Origin of the sequence: Marinisporobacter balticus (assembly GCF_004345705.1) — a bacterium.
Lineage (GTDB): Bacteria > Bacillota > Clostridia > Peptostreptococcales > Thermotaleaceae > Marinisporobacter > Marinisporobacter balticus.
The window spans coordinates 15,476-37,388 of sequence record NZ_SLWV01000035.1; the positions used below are offsets into that span (position 1 = coordinate 15,476).

At 32.2% G+C, this 21,913-nt stretch carries 19 protein-coding genes and 1 other annotated feature; of the genes, 2 read left to right on the forward strand and 17 right to left on the reverse strand.

The genetic code is table 11. The features are described 5' to 3' along the window. Position 1 precedes the first annotated feature (1 nt). The 7 genes from gatC to EV214_RS16670 all read right to left on the reverse strand — a co-directional run bounded on the left by gatC (position 2) and on the right by EV214_RS16670 (position 7,501). The gene (gatC, locus tag EV214_RS16645) at positions 2–286 is read right to left on the reverse strand and encodes an Asp-tRNA(Asn)/Glu-tRNA(Gln) amidotransferase subunit GatC (protein WP_132247800.1); all 285 of its coding nucleotides are present in this window, start codon (positions 284–286) and stop codon (positions 2–4) included. Positions 287–296: 10 nt separating this feature from the next. Then, entirely contained in the window at positions 297–1,589 is a 1,293-nt protein-coding gene (gene aspS, locus EV214_RS16650) for an aspartate--tRNA(Asn) ligase (RefSeq protein ID WP_132247802.1), read from the reverse strand. A 47-nt stretch (positions 1,590–1,636) separates the two neighbouring features. Further along, positions 1,637–1,884 (reverse strand) — a binding site (T-box leader). A gap of 160 nt (positions 1,885–2,044) precedes the next feature. Further along, positions 2,045–2,635, reverse strand: a complete 591-nt coding sequence (locus tag EV214_RS16655) for a class I SAM-dependent methyltransferase (RefSeq protein WP_132247804.1) — start codon at positions 2,633–2,635, stop codon at positions 2,045–2,047. Position 2,636: 1 nt separating this feature from the next. Then, positions 2,637–5,042: a DEAD/DEAH box helicase family protein gene (locus tag EV214_RS16660; protein ID WP_132247806.1), complete on the reverse strand. Its 2,406-nt coding sequence runs from the start codon at positions 5,040–5,042 to the stop codon at positions 2,637–2,639. A 73-nt stretch (positions 5,043–5,115) separates the two neighbouring features. Beyond that, positions 5,116–5,283, reverse strand: a complete 168-nt coding sequence (locus EV214_RS18870) for a hypothetical protein (RefSeq protein WP_165916432.1) — start codon at positions 5,281–5,283, stop codon at positions 5,116–5,118. 29 nt (positions 5,284–5,312) lie between these two features. Beyond that, complete coding sequence (locus EV214_RS16665) at positions 5,313–6,485, reverse strand: MFS transporter (RefSeq protein ID WP_132247808.1); 1,173 nt, start codon at positions 6,483–6,485, stop codon at positions 5,313–5,315. Positions 6,486–6,493: 8 nt separating this feature from the next. Further along, positions 6,494–7,501, reverse strand: a complete 1,008-nt coding sequence (locus tag EV214_RS16670) for an ROK family protein (protein ID WP_165916433.1) — start codon at positions 7,499–7,501, stop codon at positions 6,494–6,496. A gap of 358 nt (positions 7,502–7,859) precedes the next feature. On the opposite strand from EV214_RS16670, the gene EV214_RS16675 reads away from it, so the two are divergent. Then, complete coding sequence (locus tag EV214_RS16675) at positions 7,860–9,047, forward strand: M20 metallopeptidase family protein (RefSeq protein WP_132247812.1); 1,188 nt, start codon at positions 7,860–7,862, stop codon at positions 9,045–9,047. 24 nt (positions 9,048–9,071) lie between these two features. Next, positions 9,072–10,619 (forward strand): AbgT family transporter, encoded by a 1,548-nt coding sequence (locus EV214_RS16680; protein ID WP_132247814.1) that lies wholly within the window; start codon positions 9,072–9,074, stop codon positions 10,617–10,619. A 599-nt stretch (positions 10,620–11,218) separates the two neighbouring features. On the opposite strand, the gene EV214_RS16685 is transcribed toward EV214_RS16680, so the two are convergent. The 10 genes from EV214_RS16685 to EV214_RS16730 form a co-directional block, all read right to left on the reverse strand. Further along, complete coding sequence (locus EV214_RS16685; RefSeq protein WP_132247816.1) at positions 11,219–11,737, reverse strand: CD3072 family TudS-related putative desulfidase; 519 nt, start codon at positions 11,735–11,737, stop codon at positions 11,219–11,221. Beyond that, positions 11,730–12,296, reverse strand: a complete 567-nt coding sequence (locus tag EV214_RS16690; protein WP_132247818.1) for a CD3073 family putative ECF transporter S component — start codon at positions 12,294–12,296, stop codon at positions 11,730–11,732. The genes EV214_RS16685 and EV214_RS16690 overlap by 8 nt, the downstream gene beginning before the upstream one ends. Before the next feature lie 576 nt (positions 12,297–12,872). Then, the gene (locus EV214_RS16695) at positions 12,873–13,157 is read right to left on the reverse strand and encodes a PD-(D/E)XK nuclease family transposase (RefSeq protein ID WP_132247820.1); all 285 of its coding nucleotides are present in this window, start codon (positions 13,155–13,157) and stop codon (positions 12,873–12,875) included. Positions 13,158–13,219: 62 nt separating this feature from the next. After that, positions 13,220–15,205, reverse strand: coding sequence for a 5'-nucleotidase C-terminal domain-containing protein (locus tag EV214_RS16700; RefSeq protein ID WP_132247822.1), 1,986 nt, complete (start codon positions 15,203–15,205; stop codon positions 13,220–13,222). Between the two features lie 193 nt (positions 15,206–15,398). Beyond that, on the reverse strand, positions 15,399–16,850 hold the full coding sequence (locus tag EV214_RS16705) for a sensor domain-containing diguanylate cyclase (RefSeq protein WP_132247824.1): 1,452 nt from the start codon (positions 16,848–16,850) through the stop codon (positions 15,399–15,401). Between the two features lie 861 nt (positions 16,851–17,711). Then, positions 17,712–18,377, reverse strand: a complete 666-nt coding sequence (locus EV214_RS16710; protein ID WP_132247826.1) for a CatA-like O-acetyltransferase — start codon at positions 18,375–18,377, stop codon at positions 17,712–17,714. Further along, the gene (locus EV214_RS16715; protein WP_132247828.1) at positions 18,374–18,958 is read right to left on the reverse strand and encodes a helix-turn-helix domain-containing protein; all 585 of its coding nucleotides are present in this window, start codon (positions 18,956–18,958) and stop codon (positions 18,374–18,376) included. The genes EV214_RS16710 and EV214_RS16715 overlap by 4 nt, the downstream gene beginning before the upstream one ends. Before the next feature lie 180 nt (positions 18,959–19,138). Continuing rightward, a complete protein-coding gene (locus EV214_RS16720; RefSeq protein WP_207669721.1) occupies positions 19,139–19,360 on the reverse strand; it encodes a DUF5698 domain-containing protein in 222 nt (73 codons plus the stop codon). A gap of 355 nt (positions 19,361–19,715) precedes the next feature. After that, complete coding sequence (locus EV214_RS16725) at positions 19,716–20,207, reverse strand: chemotaxis protein CheW (RefSeq protein ID WP_165916434.1); 492 nt, start codon at positions 20,205–20,207, stop codon at positions 19,716–19,718. A gap of 39 nt (positions 20,208–20,246) precedes the next feature. Then, positions 20,247–21,281: a PocR ligand-binding domain-containing protein gene (locus tag EV214_RS16730; RefSeq protein ID WP_132247832.1), complete on the reverse strand. Its 1,035-nt coding sequence runs from the start codon at positions 21,279–21,281 to the stop codon at positions 20,247–20,249. Positions 21,282–21,913: the final 632 nt, after the last annotated feature.

The following is a 21,913-nucleotide window of genomic DNA, read 5'->3' on the forward strand; positions in this document are numbered from 1 at the left end:
CCTATTCTATAACCTTTGGAATCGAAATATGGTTTTCTCTCATTTTTTTTACATTTTGAAACAATTCCTTTTTACTCTCAAAAACTTTCATTTCATCTTTTCTCAAAACAGAAGTTACCTCATTAAATTCATTCAGTTTTATCCCTGTTAAATCTTCCTTATCAAGATTTTCGAAATGCGTGAATATCTTCTCAAATTCATTTGCAAATTGATCCGCTTCTTGTTGTGTAAATTTAAGTTTTGCAAGTTTTGCAACATAATTAATTGTTTCTGTCGTAATTTTCATTTTTCTCCTCCTAAGGCATTATTCTATTCATATCTCTTGGTAGTAGTGTACTTTCTCTTATATTTTCTAGATTCATAATCTTCATTGTCAGTCTCTCAAGCCCTATAGCAAATCCTCCATGCGGAGGCATTCCATATTTAAAACTATCCAAATAAAAGCCAAAATCTTCTGGTTTTAACCCAAACCTTATGATATTTTCCTTCAACAGCTCATAGTCATGAATTCTTTGTCCCCCAGTAGTAATTTCCAAACCTTTATATATTAAGTCAAAACTTTTTGTCATTTCTCTATTTTCATCATCAGGCATCGCATACATAGGTCTTTTGGCAACTGGATATTTGGTTAAAAATACAAAATCGCTGTTATATTTTTCCTTAATGTATTTTGAAAACAGAACTTCTCCCTCTGCATCTATGTTTCCAGTTGGTGACTTTTTATTATAATCTTCTAGTAATATCTTTTGTGCATCAGACAGAGGAATCCTTGGTATTTTTTCTATTTTAGGTAATTCTATGTCATATCCCTTTAGTTCCTTTTGACAAGTCTCTTTTAAATGATCAAATAGAAATTTTAAAAATCCTTCTTCTAAATCCATTAATTCATTTTCATCTTCTATAAATCCCAGTTCTACATCTAAGCTTACATATTCATTTAAATGTCTCCATGTATTATGAAGCTCTGCTCTATATGCATGCCCTATTTCAAATACAGATTCAAATCCTGCCCCTACCATCATCTGCTTATAAAATTGAGGACTTTGTGCTAAGAATGCTCTTTTTTCAAAATAGTTCACTGTAAACATCTCTGAACCACCTTCAGTCCCTGATGCGATAATCTTAGGCGTATGAATCTCAGAAAAGCCTTTTTCCTTTAAATATCTTCTAAAGCTTTCCACAATTTCTTCTTGTACTTTAAATACAGCTCTTCTATCTGGTCTTCTCAAACTCATGTATCGATAATCAAGTTCTGTTTCTAGGGATGCATTCACTTTTTTTTGATTGATACTAAATGGCAACAAATCATAGTAGGTTTTTCCAATCATTTTCATTTTTCTCACATGAATCTCTATACTGTTAGGCGCCTTTTCATTCTTCACAAGCATCCCTTCTACCTCTACAGACATTTCAAGTTTAAGGTTACTGATCATATCTTCATCATCTACAACCAATTGCACCACCCCTGTTTTATCTCTTAGAAAAACAAATGTGAATTTACCAAAACTTTTTATTTTATGAATCCATCCTTTTAATAAAACCAGTTGTTCTTCCACTTCGATCAACTCATCTACAAATACTCTTTTCATTCTATTTTCTCCCTTCCAAATAAATAAAAAAAACCTTCCATCCCTGGTAAAGGGACGAAAGGTTATATTTCGCGGTACCACCCTAATTAACTAAATTAGTTCAACTCAATCAGCACAGAATACATTCGATGCTGTCCAAATAATAACGGATTGGTTCCGTCTAAGTCTACTCTCCAAAAGGATTTCGGTTAGCAACTCAAAGATGTTCTTCAACATGCACTTCGTATTGGTCTCACACCTTCACCAACTCGCTAGGACTCCGTCACATATTTACTCTTCTCATCATCGTTTTTAGAATATTCATATTTTTAGTAATTATATTATCTAATGCAATATTTGTCAACATCATTTTTCAAATACTTTTATTAATATTATTTCAAATAGCACTCTTTATTATTCAGTGCAATCTTTCAATCTATTGTTTTAAATAGTACATACATTACTTTTTAAAAAGATTATTTTAACATGTTTTTTTCAACAATAATATTTAACCACTGCTCCTCTTCTCTACCTACTCTTACATCAGCAGTCTTCCATATATCTATAATCTTTAGACTTGGAAACAAATCCATCAAACTTTGAAAACTTTCTTCATTGTAAGAATTGAAAAATCGTCCGTTTCTAAACGTTTCATCATCCCCATATTTGAAAGATAGATAAAAAATACCATTTTTCTTTAAGGCTCTTTCACAATTTCTAATCACTAAAACAATCTCTTCTCTAGGAATATGCAAGATCGAAGCACAAGCCCAGATCGCATCAAAGGTATCATCAAAATCTAAATTCCTCATGTCTAGCTGTAGCACTTGATGATTTAGAAGTTGACTCGCATGTTCTACAAGTTCCTCTGCATAATCAGTTGCTACTACGTCATAACCTTTGTTTATAAAATATAGACTGTCTCGTCCTGAACCACAGCCAAGGTCTAACAGGGTAGCACCTGTCTTTAGATGTTTTTCAAATCGGGAGTAAATTTTTGACATGTCTGCTTTTAGGGTGTTTTCTACAAAATCTTGTGCATTTTTGTTATAGTAGTCTTTGGTCATTTTAATCCTCCATATACTTTCTGTGGAAATAATTTATATTTCTGTATTGTAGTCTATCTTTTATTTCCATCAATAATTCTTCATTATATAGATTTATGTATTCATGCAAAGCTTTTACTAAAGAAAAGATCTCACTATCTGCATCATAATTAAAAAATTTCTTGGACTTTCCATTGCTCAAAAAATGAATGGGTTTATTGACTGCTAAATTTTTAAACTTCCTTAAATTCCAACTTTGCCAACCTCTATGATTTTTATTATTTAAATCTTTTCCATGTAAATCATCACTATAAAAAGTCTTAAAGCTTTTTCCTATATCCTCCGCAGATACAGATACTTCTAATCTTGTTTCTTCAATAAGACTCAAAAGGGTTGGTATTTTATAAGATTTAGACATAGATGTCTTTTCTAGTTCTTCTAGAAATTGTTCTACGATAGTATCCTTCCATGAAAGTTGTGTATCATTTAAATCTCCTTTTTCCTCTAAACCTCTATACCATGATTCAAATGTTTTTAGATAAATATGTACAGGATAATTTGCATTTTCATACATATCCATAATACTTGGCACTCTATTTAAATTCTCTTTTATTTTGTCATATTCTTGCATTAATTTTTCTTTCAGAGGCTCTTTTTTATCATTTATTTCTTTGAAATAATCTACAAGTTTTAAATCAAAATTTGCAGTACAACCTTCTGGCAATATAAAATCTTTATCCGTTGGCAACATTCCTTTTCCATTCGGATCTTTATGATCATACGCACCCATCAAATAAAGTGGCTTTAGATTGCTTCCTTTATAATTTCCTACAAAGTCTAGCACAACTAACTCATCTTTTCCATTACTCGTTCTAAGCCCTCGCCCTAACTGCTGTATGAATATCGTATATGATCCTGTGGGTCTTAGAAACATGACTGTATCAATATTTGGAATGTCTACTCCTTCATTAAATATATCTACTACAAATAAAATATCGATCTTATCAGCTTTAAAATCCTCCATCAATTTTCTTCTATGATTGCTTTCACTATGTATGCATTTTGATTTTATCTTATGCTTTGTAAAAAAGCTCGCCATAAAATTACAATGCGCAATGCTTGCACAAAATCCGATAGTTTTCTTTCCTGCATAGTTTTTATACTTTTGCAAAATCTGCTCTGCTCTTTTATCTGCATTTAATTTATGTTCTAAAACCTTTATATCGTACTTACCACTTCGCCAAGGGATTGTATCATAATCAATAAGATCATCATATATACCATAATATTTAAAAGGTACAAGCCATCCATTATTAATCCCAACCTTGAAATCACACGCATAAGCAATATTATAATCACAAAGCTTATAAATATCTTTATTATCCATCCGATCAGGTGTAGCCGTCAGTCCCAGTAAAAACTTAGGTTCAAAGTATTCTATCAGATTTTCATAAGACTTTGCCCCTGCATGATGAAACTCATCAATGACGATATAATCAAAATAAGTTTTGCCGAAATAGTCTTCGTTTAAATATTCTTTCTTTCCTAAAGTTTGTATACTTCCAAAGATAATCTCTTTATCCGTTTCCTTTTCTTGCGCATTGAAAAATCCCATCGTTTTATCTTTGTAAACATTTTTAAAGGTTTCCATAGATTGTTTGAGTATTTCATCTCTATGAGCAATGAATAATACCTTATCAAATGTCAATGTATCAAAAGCCGAAAGATAAGTCTTTCCAAGTCCTGTAGCAACAATGACCAATGCTTTATTATACCCCTCTTCCCTCGTTTTACTTAGTTCATAAAGGGCTGGTATTTGAAATTTGATGGGTTCCATTTCTTTTATCGGTTCTTCTTTTGTATTCACTTTTTGCTTATTTACAAAACTGTTTTTGGGAATATGAATCATTTTTCTATAATTTTTTTCATAATTTCTAAGCCATTCTAATGTCGCATTAAAACTATTTTCTTCATATAATTCATTGAACTCATTTTTAAAAGTCTTATAATCTTCTAAGCATGCATCTTTAGAAAATACATAATTCCACTCAATCCCATCTACAAGGGCTGCCTTTGATATATTAGATGATCCAATAATCACTTCACCTTTACTGTCTTCATATTCAAACATGTAGGTTTTTGGGTGAAAGGAAACACTGTCACCATCATATATTTTGATCTCTATTTTATCATTTAGTTCACTTTTAAGTCTATATAAGGCATTGGGTTCGGTTACATTTAAATAGGTGCTTGTTAGTAGGCGTAGGGTTGCCCCTCGATCTAGTGCACTTTTTAGGTCATTGATTAAAAGTTTTATACCTGAATCTCGTATGAAGGAGATGATAAAGTCCATGTGTTTGGCTTTTTTTATGTTTTGTTGTAGTCGTGGAAGTAGCGGTTGGGTTCTTCCTGTGTAGGTTGTTTGCATGGAAAGACTCCTTTCTGAGTTTTGTTTCTATAATATTCTTTTAAACTTACACTCTCTTTAGTACTTCTATAAACTAGACATTATTCCTTTTTTTTCCTAGATTTTTTACATTAAAGAACAAAAAAAATAAGATCCTGCCGATTTCATAAAATCGCGATCTTCCTTTTCCTCTGGCTTGAATAAATCCTGCTGAAATCATCTGTTCATTGTTAATCTCTTCAATCAATGTTGAAATACGCACTTCAGCTTCCTCTATAAAATCTATCTAGCTCATTTTTGCTCTCCTTTTAATAGTTTGTTTGTCTTTTCAACGCATACCACCATAACGATAAGCAAAATGAAAATATAAACAGGAAAAATAGAAGTATCTATAATGGTAGCTAAAACACCAAATATAGGTGGCATCAATGTACTTCCCATGTAAGCAAAAGCCATTTGTATTCCCATCATAGATTGTGAAAAGTTCTTTCCAACTTTATTAGGGGTGTCGTGTAGCATACAAGGAAAGATAGGGGCACAACCTAAGCCTACCAGAATAAAACCAACCATACATATCGTGGGATTAAATGGTAAAATGAATAAAATAATCCCCACCATTATTGTTACTTCTCCTAAGCGAATCAAAGTATAAGGATTAATTTTCATCGAAATAAATCCAGCAAATAACCTGCCTACTGTTACGCCTAAATAAAATAGAGAAACCCACTTTGCTGCCACATCTGCTGAAATATCTTTCGTGTCTACTAAATAACTACTTCCCCATAACCCTGTTGTCATTTCAATAGCACAGTAGCAAAAGAACGATACTAAAGTAACTTTGACTATTGGCATAGAAAACAAACTTTTTTTTGCGTTGTTTATGTTATTATTTTCTAGATCCTCCTTTGTGTTTATCTCAAAATTCCTCCATATGGGTAATGTAAGGAACAAAATAAAAACAAGGACAAATTGTATCGAAGCTATTAGTAAATATCCTTTTCGCCAACCGTTTTCTGCCGCTAAAAATAGAGACATAATGAGAGGACCTGCGGTTGCACCTATACCCCAGAAACAATGCAACCAACTCATATGTTTCGCTTTGTAATGCAAAGCGACAAAATTATTAAGTCCTGAATCTACAGCACCAGCACCTAACCCCAATAGAATAGCCAATAAACATATCCAATAAAAGGATATTGAGAAGGAAAATCCAAATAAGGAAATAGCTGTCATCAATACACTAATAGAAGTGACTTTTCCCGTTCCAAATCTTTTAATGATTTTACCGCTTAAAAAACTTGAAATAATTGTACTTCCAGTAATAATCATAGAGATGATTCCGGCTGCTGAAAATGGCATTTGTAAGTCAACACGCATAATGGGCCATGCAGACCCTAATAAAGAGTCAGGCAGACCTAAGCTGATAAAAGCTAAATATATGATCATTAAAATAAACGTTAGCATGTCTCCTCCTAATAAAATGATTTTTGTGATTTGACAAGTTCTAATGTTCGTATACTTAAGCCATTTTTAAAGTCTAAATCAAAATTTTCCGACATAAGAATTTGTGGCGTAACGATTTCATCTATAGTCTGTTTACAATTCCATAAAATTCGTTGCAAATGCGAATCCGTTAGAAATTCACCTGAGACAATAATTTGGGTTGGATTAAATGTACAAATAACAGCAATAACTAACTTAGATATGGCGCTACAAATCGTATCAAAATCAAAATAGTTTATTTCTTTCCAGTTGATCCCTATAGGTAAATATTTTATTTCACCTGCAAAATTATTCATTCCCTTATATAAATCACCATTTATGAAGATACCCGCCCCAGGTTCATATTTTTGTGGAAAATAAATGTAGACAACAGCATTATCTTCAATAAAGTGGGAATGGCAATATCCTAAAGCAGCTAAATTGACATCATTTTCAGTAATCGTTGGAATACTATATTTATTTTTATAGTGCTCTGTAAAGCAAGTATCCTTTAAGTGTTCATAATCATTGATCATCATAACATGATCATATTCTATCCCTGGCAGACCAAATCCAATTGCTTTGATGGTAGGGTATTTTTTAATCATTTCATCGATTAAAGGCTCAAAACTATCGAGAAAAATCTTTTCAATTGTAAAGTTTTTTTCAAGAACACATTCTCCAAATAAATTTATTATGCTACTAAAAACAGTATTTTTATTGGACTGTACATGCGTATAAATAATAAGTGTATGTGTAAATTCTGCGTTATAGCAAAAACTCCTAGCAGGGCGTCCTCCGTTGGATGGAACTAAATCTGTTTCGTAGACCTCTTTATCTTTTATCAGTTGATTAAGAATTGTACCTACTGTTACCGTACTTAATCCTGTTAACGTTGATACTCGCTGCTTTGTTGCTTGTTTTTCGATTCTTAATGCATTTCGCACGATGTCTGTATTCACTTCTTTCATAACAATGGGATTTACAATTGGTTTCATTCTAATAATACGCCTCCTTAATAAATACCTTTTGTAAAGGTCTTTATTAAGTGTATAACAGTAACACAAATTTGTCAACCACAACGATACATTCTTCCTTCTTTTCATCATTGGTTTAATCGTACATGACCTTAAAAAACCTGTCTCGTTCAGTGAGCCTATCTAATGGAAAACTTAATATTTTTTTACATATAAAGAAAAACATTGAAAAAAAATGTCTACAGGTGTAAACTAAGATAAATTATTTATTCCAAAAGCAGTTTTAGTTTTACAAAACATAAAATCTGTTATAGGATTTATCTTTAATTTTCGCTTTATCGATTTAAATCACTAAACAAAACATGAAGGAGGACAGAAAATGCTCACAAAACAAATCAAAAAACTTTCAGAAAAATACTTTGATGAAATGAAAGCCTTAAGGCATTCTTTTCATATGCATCCTGAATTAGCTTTTGAAGAATTTGAGACATCTAAGATTGTGGCAAAAGAATTAAAAGCATTAGGGATTGAAGTAAAGGAGCATATTGCCAAAACTGGAGTTGTTGGACTTATAAGAGGAAAACACCCCGGAAAAACTGTATTATTAAGGGCAGATATGGATGCTTTACCTATCGAAGAAGAAGCCGAGGTTTCTTATAAATCAAACATACCCGGACGTATGCATGCTTGTGGTCATGATGGCCATACAGCAGGACTTTTAGGGGTAGCTATGATATTAAATGATTTAAGAGAACAGATCCATGGAAATGTAAAATTAGTATTTCAGCCAGCCGAAGAAGATGATGGTGGCGCAAAGCCTATGATCGAAGAAGGTATTTTAGAAAACCCAAAGGTAGATGCAGCCTTTGCATGTCACTTATGGGGATCTATTAAAAGTGGAGATATTCATGTAAAGTATGGGCCTATGATGGCAGCCCCTGATAAATTTGCTTTTAAGGTGATTGGAAAGGGAGGACATGCTGCAATGCCTCATGCATGTGTAGACCCTGTTATGATAGCTGTACAAGCTATTAATAATATGCAATCTATTGTTAGCAGGAGAATGAATCCTGTTGAGCCAGCAGTTGTTTCATTTTGTACAATCCATGGGGGCAAGGGGCATAATGTAATCCCTAATGAAGTAGAAGTTGGCGGAACTATTAGAACCTTTGATAATGACATTAGAAAATGGATACCACAGGCAATGGAAGAAACATTAAAAGGGATTACAGTGTCTCAAGGGGCAACCTATGCATTTGAATTGATTGAACATTTCCCCCCTCTTATTAATGATACGAAAATGACCGATTTAGTAAAAACTGCAACTGAAAAAATTGTAGGGAAAAATCATGTACATGAAGATCAAGTACCCAATATGGGTGGTGAAGATTTTTCATTTTTTGCACAAGCTGTTCCTTCTGCATTTTTCTTTGTAGGAATAGCAGAGGATGAAAATAATTGGGTATTCCATCATCATCCAAAATTTCAATGGGATGATAAAAACTTGCTAGTATCTTCACAAGCATTGGCACAGGTTGCAATAGATTTCTTGAACCAAAACAATTAACATAAAAAGAAGGAGGAATACAAAATGAAGGCGATTACAAAAGAAAAAAAGAAAAGCCATTTAGATAAAATGTTGGCATTCATTGAGAAATCAGGGAACCGATTACCAGATCCTATTACATTATTTGTGATCTTTTGTGGATTGGTATTGGTGGTATCTTACCTAGCAGCAAAAGCTGGCGTATCTGCTGTGCATCCATCTACGAAGGAAACCATTACAGTAGTAAATCTTCTTACCAAAGAAGGGTTAAGGGATATAGTAGGAAAAGCAGTGAATAATTTTCAATCTTTTCCTCCACTAGGGCTGGTATTAGTTGTAATGATTGGCGCAGGAGTTGCTGAAAAATCTGGCTTTATGAAAGCAGTATTGAAGCATTCTATTACGAAAGTGCCAGCTAATTTGGTTACAGCTATGATTATATTGGTAGGGATTTTGGCAAATGCAGCAGGAGATGCAGGATTTATTGTTCTTCCACCTTTGGCAGCCATTATATTCTTGGGGATAGGACGCCATCCATTAATAGGTCTTTTTGCAGCATATGCAGGGGTTTCTGGGGGATTTGCTGCAAATCTTATGATTAACATGTCTGATGTATTGGCTGCTAGTTTTACGATTCCAGCAGCACAAATGATAGACCCTAGTTATCAGGGAACACCCGCAATGAATTTATATTTTATTATTATATCAACACTTTTTCTTGTAGTAGCAGGCGTATGGGTTACAGAAAAAATTGTAGCACCTCGTTTTCCAAAATATGAAGGGATTCATACTAAAAAAAAACATAGTACTGCGTTGCGTAGTATAGAAAAAAAAGGTTTAATATATGCGAGCTTATCTATTTTCGTAATGGTTTTAATCGTTATTGGATTATGTATAGGAAAAGATTCGTTTATGCAAGATGTAGAAACAGGTTCGGTTTTGGCATATCATTCTACATTGATGCAAGGAATTATTCCTATTGTTACTTGTATGTTTTTAATTCCAGGGCTTATTTATGGAAAGATTACAGGAACGATCAAAACAGACAAGGATGCTACAGCAATGATGGGATCAGCTATGAGTGATATGGGGCCATATATTGTGCTTGCATTTGTTGCTTCACAATTTTTAGCATATTTCAAATGGAGTAATTTAGGCGTTGTCATTTCTATAAAGGGTGCAGACTTCTTGCAAAATGCAGGGATGACAGGATATGGATTGATTATAGGATTTATTCTTATTTCATGTTTTATTAATATATTTGTAGGAAGTGCTTCTGCAAAATGGGCTATTATGGCACCTGTATTTGTACCTATGTTTTTACTTGTAGGATATGATCCTGCTTTAACACAGATGGCTTATCGTATTGGAGATTCTATTACAAATACAATTAGTCCATTATTTCCTTATTTCCCTATTTTGCTTGCTTTTGTTAATAAATATGATAAAAAAGCAGGTATGGGAACAATTATTGCCAATATGCTTCCATATTCTATTGTTTTCGGTCTTTTATGGACAGTTTTATTGATTGTTTTTATGGTATTTAATCTTCCATTAGGACCAAATGCTGGAATACATTATTTATTACACTAGTTAATGTATAACGAAAAGCTTACTATTTTGGATTTATATGGCATGTCTTCATACTAGACAGTCAAAAGTTCTTTGAAAATTTCACAAAAAAATATAACACTCCAAGCTGATTTTGTGGTATCCTTTTAGCTTCGAAACCAATAAAGGATGTACATCATCAGTGGAGAGTTATTATATATAGGTTACCATACTCTCGTTTGACTATAAAAAATCATGTAGAAATTACTTAATCAAGTTCTCGATCAATTTCGTAAATGTTTTACTAGACAGGCTAGCTTTAATTGGTTTGTAGTTATTGTCATTGGATTTATGATTCGTACAGATACTTTAGGCGTTACTTCCGTAATTCGTGATTTAGACATTTCACAAAATACGTATACCACTATGATACATTTCTTTCGGTCAACATCTTGGCAACAATAAAAGCTATAGAAGGTTATGTCTTGATGATCTGAAAGTATTTATTCAGAGACTACAGTGGCTTATTTTCTAAGAAAAAGTATTTTCTGCTGTATTAAAAAATGGGATAGATACACCATAAGTAAAATAATTAAATCAAAGCAAGCAGAGCCTTTAGATTATGAGGATTTACTCGCTTCTTAAGGGAATATAAATTTTGACTGTCTAGTCATGTTATTTAAAAAATCATCGAATGCACGCAATATATCTTGCTTTTCACCCTCTTCAATATAATTCGCAGGTATTTCAAAAGATCTTAGATCTATCTTTTCCTCATAAAGAAGTTTGAATAATTCCTCCATTAAAATACCACGCTCTCCACGAATACTACAAGTCGGACTACAATTAATGCCTACCATCCCAACAATTTCGTACCCTTTATTGATATATTCTTTGATTATTTTTATGCTCATGCATGCAATCTTTCTACATACTTTTCTATATTCATATGAATCATATTCTTCTTTCCCCATAGGTTTTCGATCTAGTCCTAAAAATAAATACTCTGGACAAGGTAATTGATGTATGCCAATATCTAAATCCAATATTTTTTTTACGATACTGGTATATGCTCCTTTTGCTCTCGCTAGAGGATTTACTACTGTATTTTGATTTAATATACAGTGTGAAAAGATAATAACTTTTTTAGATCTATGCATTGGTACTGCTTCCTTTAATAAACCTACTTGGAATACGATCGATTAATAATGCAACAAGAAAACAACTAACAAGTTTGTCCAAAATATTGCCTGTAATTCTAGGAATAAATGCCGCTGTAAAAATGGTTTGTCCCGACTTTGCTAACCAAGTAAAAATAATATCATTCCCATCCCCTGTTATTCCTCCATAAATCCAAACCGCAATGGGTGTACCAATAAGCGGTGCTACTACTGCTAAAACGCATCCAACAATCATTGCCATTTTAAAATTGAATTTATATTTTCTTGCAACAAAACCTACAATTAATCCAATCGCAATATTTACTAACGCAAAAGGGATATCTTTAGGATTTGTTAAAACCCCTTGTATTACATTTGTTAACCCTCCTGTTAAAGCTCCATACCACGGTCCTAAAACAACCGCCGTAAAAATTGTACCGATTGTATCTAAATACAATAATGGCAAATGTAGCATATTTACAGCAGTCCCAAATACAATATTAATAACGATTCCCATTGCTGCAAAAGTTAATGTAAATGCATTTCCTTTTGAACCCATTTAGCCGCCCCCTAATAACAGTATTTTTCTAAATTATTGTAATATATAAATTTGTAAAAGTATAATTGAAATAATTTATCAAATCATATGAATCCATAGATTTTTTTAAATATACTTCATGCATCCGTTATTACTAAAGATAGCGCTTAAATCTGCATAATGGGTCATAACAGGAAGAAATATTTATTTCCATCTAAATTCTAATTACCTATTTCGATAAGAATATATAATTTTATCCATTTTTTTATAATTGTAAAAATAAGGTTCAACATCAAGTTTTGCGATAATAGCATAAAATAGGTTTGGTCAATCTATTTTTTAATGGTAATTTATAGAATCTATTTAATAAAAACATTTATTTTAAGCCATTAATCAAAATGTATTTGGAAATAATTACATTGTTATTTTTTGTTGACTACCTTTTGTTTTTCTAAAATCACAAAATTCGACGTTGAACCAAAAATAAAAAAAATCAGCCTTGAATAAATATCCTATTCAAACCTAACCATTTTCGATTTTTCATCGAGTAATGCTTTTTCTCTCGCATAATATTCTTGTCTTTTTATTTCATCTTGACTAAGGTTTTCTAATTTTTTCAAGCTGCTTTCTTTTTGTTTTATCTCCTGCTGCTTTCATAAATGCCATCCCGTTTTCTATGTCTGTCTTATGGGTGTTTTGTTCTGCAAATTTAGGACACTCCAAATAGTGAATTTCTAAGTCTTCTAGTAGTTCAAAATTCTCTTCCATTTCTTTTATTCTAAATATTGTATGATACTTTTGCGTTTCATCTAGTAGTTTAAAATCTAAAAGATTTACCACGACACATTTCTTTATTAAGAAAGGATTGTAAGGAATAAGCACCCTGTCCCTTTGTCCTCGTTTGAATTAAAAATAAAGACCTGCAATGGCAGGTCTTTATCATACTATTTATATCTTTTGTCTAAAGCACCATCTATACTTGTCGTGTAATCATCATTATTGAGCGCTCTTATAAGTTCCGCTTCTATATGCGCTGCTTTTTTCTCATCTTCAGTTTTTGCATTTATATATATTTCTTTTTGCTCTTTTATTTTAGCGATGTACGCTTCATCGCTAAGATTCATTTTATCTCGTACATTAATAGAAGCTACATTCGTATATTTTTTATCTTCTGTTTTAGGAACCTCTATCATTCCTTCATTAACAAATCTTTTAACAATTTCTCTTTCTTTAGCGTTTTTATCGAAACCTATTATTTCCCAATTTTGATTTAATTTAGGTTCAATTACACCCTCTTTAACTTCCTTAATATATTTTATAGAAAGGTTTCTGATCGTTCCTTCGTCTTCTCCAAAAGCAGTTTTTGAATCCCAAAGAATCGAGAAGTTTCTTCCTTCTAATGGTCCACCTTCTCTTATTAAGCTCGCCATTCTATAAGCGTTCATACCTAACTTTAATCTAGTATCATCCTCTATATTCGTTCCGTTTGCTAGCTTTAAATCTACGATTCTATCTCCCTTTTCCTTCGTTAAATCTATCTTATATGTAACCCCACCAAATAGATCATTCGTACTATACTTTGAAGCTCTTCTCTTAGGATTAAAACTAATTGTAACGTCGCCTTCTTTTAAAGTGTTAAAATAATCTGCTGACCATTCCATATAGTCCTTTAGATCTTTGCCAGTAACTTCATATATACTAACTTCTCCACCAGCATACTGATAATTATAAGCGATATCCTTTTTCTTAATATCTCCCATATCCAGCTTAGCGCGATCATTGTCTATACTTATTGCTACAACATCAGCTTTACTATAATAAAGCGCAACCTCATGAAAAAATTTCACAAGTGGTGTAGCTTCAACTTGAACCGTTGGGATTCCTTTTATCTCATCCTTTTCAACCATATTTATTCCTTGTAGCTGACCTATAACCTCATTAGCATTTTTTATAAGTATATTGTGGAAGTATTCGAATTTTTTCTCTAAATCCTTATTTGAAGGATAATTCTTAACAGATATCGTTTCAGCTTTTTTGTTTACTAATTTAACTTCATCATTACTTTTTTCAAAGCTTAAATCAACCTTTGATATATTCCCACCATATTTATACGGCTCCGTAATTAAAACGCCATTTATAGTATTACTACTTACGTTCTTATGCATATGACCTGCTATTATAACATCTAGTTCTGGACAAGCATTCGCCATATCAATGACACCTGTTCCTGCAATATTATTTTCGTTATCTTCCCCCATGTGCATAACGCCAACTAAAACATCCACTTTTCCTTTCAGTTCATCGATGATCTTTTTCGTTTCATCAATTGGCTGCTTAACAACTAACCCCTTTAAATGATCACTACCCTCTTCAAATTCAACAATCATAGGCGTAGTCATCCCTATAATAGCCACTTTTATGCCATCTTTTTCAATAATCTTGTATGCTGGTAAATATCTTGAACCCTCTTCCTTGTAGATATTTCCTGCAAGCGCTGTTCCTTTAAACTTAGATATTGTTTTATTCAAAATTTCAGTTCCAAAATTAAACTCATGATTGCCCATTGTCCAAGTATCATAACCCATCTCATTCATACCTACAACCATAGGATTTTCATCATAACTATTAAATGTTTCTACGAAGTTATCCTGAATAGCATCCCCACAATCAACTAATATCGTATTCTGATTTTGTTTTTTTAATTCCTCAACAGCACTATATATTTGTGTTAAACTTCCAGACATATTCTTTATATCAGAAGCATAATCCCATGGCATAAATCTACCATGAACGTCAGAAGTACCTAATATAGTTATGTTAACGTTTTCCTTTCCAATCGCATTAGATACGCCATAAATAGGTGTCATCGTAACGATAAATACAAATGTTAAAATCAAACCTGTTAACTTTCTTAAAATGCTTTTATTCATTTGAAACCCTCCCTAAGTAAAAAATTATATTTATTTCAATATAATAACATATTAACATCTATTCTTAAACTTGTATACTGTTTTACTATTCACGCGACACACCAATCCTTTCATCTAATCCCTTTATAACTTAAGCATTATTTCTTTTATTACCTCAACTTTTTACATGAAAGCATAAAAAAGAAGACCATCCCTAGATAATATTAAACTGATTTTTGCCTCTACTTTTCGCAATATAAAGACCTTGATCTGCCCTACTAATAATTGTATCTACTGTATCTAAATCACGTACATGCGTCAAACCTATACTGATGGTAATATTAAATTCAGAAAACTTAGATTCATTGTTAATCTGTCCAATTAATGTTGAAATACACTCTTTGGCTTCCTCTATATTTCCATAGAGTATTCCTGAAAATTCATCTCCACCCCATCGTGCAATCATACCACGATCAGCAATAAAATCTTTGACATAATTCCCTATAGACACGACTACACTGTCCCCGAAAACATGTCCGTGTTTATCATTAATACTTTTAAAATTATCAATGTCATAAATGAGTACGCTAAATCCTATTTTATTAGATTGATGATTTTTTAGCCATTTATTCAATGCCTGATTGAAGCCTCTTCTATTAGGAAGTTGTGTCATCTGATCTGTTATAGCCATTTTAGTCATTTGTAGTCTATGGTGATCAATAAGTTTATTAGTTGATAGAACAACACTAGAAACAACGATTATAAAAGCAATTAAATTTGTTGCTAGTTGTGATGTGAACGCCTTTCTTAAAGCAGAGGTATCTTTTTTAATAACTAAATACCATCCTAATTCATCTATATATCTTGTAATCAAATATCCATCTATCCCATCTTTTTTAAATCGGAAAGTTTCAATAGCAGATGTATTCGCTATAATAGCATCTTTAAATTGTCCTATATTATAATCATCATATATATTCAATTTTTCTATTAATCTATAATCTGTGTGAACTTGTACCACACCCTGATCATCAATAAGAAATGCTTCTAAAACATAATTTTTTTCGAAATTCTTTAGTATTGTTTGTAGTTGATTCATTTTTAACCCTACGCCTGTAGTGCCCATTAATTGATTCTTTTCATCTTCAATTCTGCAATTAACAAAAACAGTAAGAATATTATTATCCGCTTCGTCATTGTCTACATCTAACACATAGGTATTGTTGCTATTGATAAAGTTATAATACCACTTATCATGCGCATCATTTTCATTTATTACTTTATGTATTCCATTATAATGATAGTAATTATTGGTCTTATCTGAAACAAGAAATACAGAGTTATAATCATATTTTACTTCCATACCTTTTAAATAATCTTTAAGTGATTTTAAATGCGCTTCTTTATTTGATGCAGTTTGTTCCTTATAAAGCCATTGTTTCAAAAAACTATCGTTTGCCATAGTCAATGATACAAAAACTGGTTTGATTAACTCATTATTGATTTCTGAGTAGATATTGGTGCCTGTTAATTTAGAAATATTTTTAATATCTTCCGTTATGAGCTTACTATACGTTTTATAGTTAATGAACATTGTTGTGATAAATGCTATAACAATAATTATACTAATGAACAGGTTGATTTTATATTTTTCACTATTTTTCATCTGTATCTCCTAATTATTATACTTATTGGCGCCTGTTAAAGCTACTTCTCTCTTATGAAAAAGAAGATTCTTTCTCTGCTAGCAACTGAAACACTTAATGAGCATATTCTTTTTCGTAGACCTCTTTATCCCTTACCAGTTAGCGTTTTTTCCAAATATTTGTGGATGGATCATATACTTCTATGACTTCGGCAATTAGAAGTTATTTTATAAAAACAAGTGCATTATTAATGCATCTTTGAAATCCCTAAACCTGTTTCCCCGTACCACTCTTTCTCTTTTGTTTACTTTCGTATACTTATATTATATCATTTTTTAAATTACAAATAACATTATTCTTTAAAAAAGAAGATCCTTCATTCTGTATAACAAGGTTTTAAGTATTTGTGTCTTTTCTATCCCTGCTAACGCTTTACATATTTCCTTTTTAAGACCTTCACCATGTTTTCATCATTTTTCATGAGCCAATCAAAATCAACCTTCCATTTTCGATTATCGCTTCCATTGCAAAATGGATTTTCATTTTTAAATAATAATATTTTTTATGATCTGACATATTGATCCCTCCCTACAAAAATTTCTTCTTTATTTATAGATGTCTGTTTTTTGAAAAATTGAGTATTCTTTTGTTTTAGGTATAAAAAAAAGATATTTCCTCCACTCGGAAGTACTCTATCTTCTTCTATTTTATATTGAATACCAAGCAAACAGATATCTTTATTGTATATATGACTAATCATTGATTAAATTCAGAAAACTTAGGTTCTTTGTTAATCCGTTTGATTCAATACGTAATATAACTAATATAACAATAATCCGTTTTAACTTTATACTTATGAAGCCATGACAATGCTTATAACGTTACAACCATTCTTGTGGATGGTTCATAGCATGTTGCACATCCTCTAAAAACTGCTTCACATGCCACCCGTCTGTTGTGGCATGATGCAAAGTCATAGAAAGCGGAAGCATAATATTTCCACTTTTTTCAAAAATCCGACCAGCTTCAAGCGTTGGAAAATAGTAAGGCTTATTTTCAAAGCTTTGAATGGAAAAATGCTTAAACTCAATCCACGGAACACAGGATACGGTATAGCTGTTTTTAGGGGGTATTTTATCTGGCTGCGATAAAACTCCGTGGTTATTTCCGTATTGTCGCTGATTTTCCAGATACCGCTCGTAAAACACAGAAAATTCATCATCATATTCTGTCCACATCAATGAGATTGTTTTATCATCTTCGTGAAAAGCAGCATACAAAGGTGTGAGGGTATCCCAATATCCAAGTACCTCGTCTTTTACCGCTACTTTAAATTCAATTTGTCTGTTGAGCATTTTTGTTGCTAACCACAGATAGGCTGGAAAGAATTTGATTTTACGTTCCTTCAAAGCAGCTTTCATTATTGTAATATCCAATTCAACCGTCAATGAATATCCTGTAGGTGCCATCTTAGAAAAATAGTAAAACATTTGACCGCGAGGCCATGTTTGTAAATCTATGGGATGAAAATTTATTTCCATCATCATTTTCCTTTCACCCACAATCCATGTTGACTGCAATAGAAATATATTTTGCCTCCATACATTTTAGGGAAACGTAATTCTGCCCCTTGCTCTGGATAAAGCTTCACGAGAAGTACTCTGTCATACTTAACATAAGCAACAAATGAAATATAGTGAGACTTACTCATTTCATGTGGGATGGTAATATAGTAATCCTCTTCAATTTCATCTATTCTTATCTTGTGTTTATCATCTTCCGGCTTTGCAATTAACGGCTCTAGCTTTCTACCACAGCATGAAATTTCTGCTTGACCTGTATTGCTTACTACATTCCCACAATTTGAACATACATAAAATTTAATTCGCTTCATATTTCCTCCGTCAGCATCATTGGGATCTAAATCACCCAATAGAATTTTTTCAATGTTTACTCCTAATATGTGAGAAAGGTCACTGAGCAAAGATACATCAGGGCAGCCCAAACCACGCTCCCATTTGGAGATCGTTTTGTCACTAATGTTCATGACATCAGCGATTTCTTTTTGTGTCATATTCTTCTCTTTGCGCAGACTTAAAATCAGTTTTCCCACTTTGTTACAATCCATAATGCTCACCTCCACATATCAAGAGTAACTGATGACAGATTATTTTTCAATAAACGCTCAGTAGAGTTGTATAAAATATCCCTACTTCGCACTTTCTTACTATTATATACTATGTATTTTATCTTTTTTAATATTTTGATATTACAGATAACATATCTATACTATTTTAATTTTGCTTCTCTAAGTCTTTCCTAATGCATATGCAATTGTAAAATGCAGACCCTTTGAACTATTCATTTTCGCAACAACGGTTACAAAAATCATCGCATCTACAAATACTAAAATATAAACGGGATTCATAATTTTTTTTGATAATACTATGGTTTTTAAGGTCGTTAAAATATTGGTAAAAACCGTGATTAAAAACAACCCTACCAGTGTAACGATTATACTTTGTGTCATCAATACATCTTCTTTAAGATTTTTTTTATGGCATCTATTGCAAAACAAAAAAAACTAACATAACCAGTTTTTGCTTTAACATATATTTTCCTTCTCAATTCTTGCAAACTAATAGTAGTAACCCATTTAGAGTTCCTTCATATCTATATGTCCAGTATTTCGAATTGTTAACTGTCACTAAGTTAACATCACTCTTTTTAATATGCTAGGCACCATTGGACAAAAAAAAGAAGATCACCCTTCACCACCGAGTTCTGATCTTCTTTTCAAGCTGAATTCTTTTCGCTTTAATTCATAATAATTTCTTTAAATACGCTTGCTAAAACTTTATTACGTATTTCTGATCTACCATTTTTTATATATTCTGTGTTTTTGTATCTCCTACTTTTGCACTTGGCGTAATCAACGCTTTTTCTTCTACCGTTAAGATTTTTTCTACATCTAAAATAATAATCATTTCTTCGTCTTTTTTAGCAATACTTGAGATGAATTTATTCACCATATTTGTAGTAAATAAAGCATTTGTGGATTCGATATCCTCTTCTTCAAATCTAACAATATCAATGACTTCATCTACGATCAGCCCCATCATCATATCATTAACATTGGCGATGAGTAGTTCATCATTCTTAGCAATCCCATCTTTTTCAAATCGAAACCGTTTCCTTAGATTGTATAAAGGAATAATTTTTCCCCTTAGATTGATCATCCCCTCAATGAATGAAGTGGAGTTTGGAATCGGTGAAATTTTAAAATCTTTAACTTTATTAATGCCATTCACGAAATCTATTTTTACACCATATTGTTGCTTTTCAAGTTCGAATACGATAAATTGCAAATTTGACATATTCACACCTCCAACGCTGTTATGCATGATATAAACGCACTATTCTTCTTGCGCAAGTGAATTTAAGTTGTCTGCTAACTCAGTAATTTCTTCTATACTTGCTGTTACTTGTTGTATTGCTGCAGCTTGTTGTTCTGTAACAGAAACTGTATTGTCTCCGATTTTCACCGTATTTTTCACAGATGATTGGATATTGTCTATGTATGATTTTATTTTGATCACGGTTTGTTTAGACTCACTAGATAATTTTCTTATTTCCTGTGCCACAACACCAAATCCAAGACCAGCGGCCCCCGCTCTTGCTGCTTCAATGGCTGCATTTAGTCCAAGCATACGCGTTTCATCTGCAATTTCTTTAATAAATTCAAGCACATCACCGATTTGCTCAGACATGTTATTAACATTTTCGATTTCTTTATTCAATTTATTTTGTGTACTACTGACTTCTTGTGCAGATGCTGCAAGTTCCTGCATGGTAGCTGCGATTTGACTCAAGCTTTCGTTTAATGTATTTGCAGAACTTTTAAGCTTATGGTGCTGATACCAACCCTTCGCCATATTGTTTGCTACAAGATACAACACTTCAGCAGCAGCAATAATTTCTTTTCTATCCATCTTTCTTATTTGTTTAGAAGCTTCTACAAATTCTTCTTCGTTCACATCGATCTCGGATGCAACTTGTCTATATTTTTCTTCCCCTTGAAAGTTTTCTATGACTTGTCCCCCTAAAATTGTTCCAATCAACTTTCCTTCAATCATGATCGGCGCTGCAAAATCAATTAGTCCCGCATGACATTCATATGTGACAGGTTTTCCTAATCGCGCAGCTTCTTCCCCACCTTTTTTATGAGATGCTGCACATCGATTGTCTCCTTTTTCCGTAGAATGAACAAAGTTGCAAAATCTGGTATATTGACTCGGCTCTGTGACAGGTATTCCTTGCTTATCTACAGTAACACTTGCTAATCCAATGGCTGTAGCAAAATCATCTTGGAACTTTTGTAAGAATTTTACATTTATTACGTCTTGTAATTTTACATTGTCTAAATTTAATAATATTTTTTCGTCTTTCATTAGGAAACCTCCTTCATCTTTGTGTATAAGTTTTGTACTACTACTTATAAAAAGAAAGCTTTGTAAAAGATTTACAAACTTGGTCAAATAATTTCCATGTATTTTTTTTCTTTGCCATTTATAAACTATACTCTACATTCTACATATTTCGACTAATTTTGTCAATAATTTCGGTTTTAAATAAATTCACTAAATTCTTTTTTTATTTTTTTCCATGAAATATTTCTTATATAATATAGTTACCCTCTTCTAAACACAAGTAATCATCCAATATACAAAACCCCTTAAGAAATTTTATTTCCTAAGGGGTTTTGTATACTTTGTTCTTTATCTCAACATTTTCTGCATTTATTTTAACAACTGTAGGATAATCTACTAAATCTGCGATCTTTTCTGAAAACATAAATCCGCGCCCTCTTGTTTATTCATACTTAACTATATATATCGTATAAATGAAACTACATGCGGACGCACAATCTATTGATTACAGTTTTTGGAATTTGATTTGCCCAATTGATAAACCATTGTACCGCTTGCCTAATTTCCTGTACATTTGAAAAGAAAGCATTATTAATAACCTCATCTTTCATCCATCCCCATAATCCTTCTATGATGTTCATTTGAGGACTATA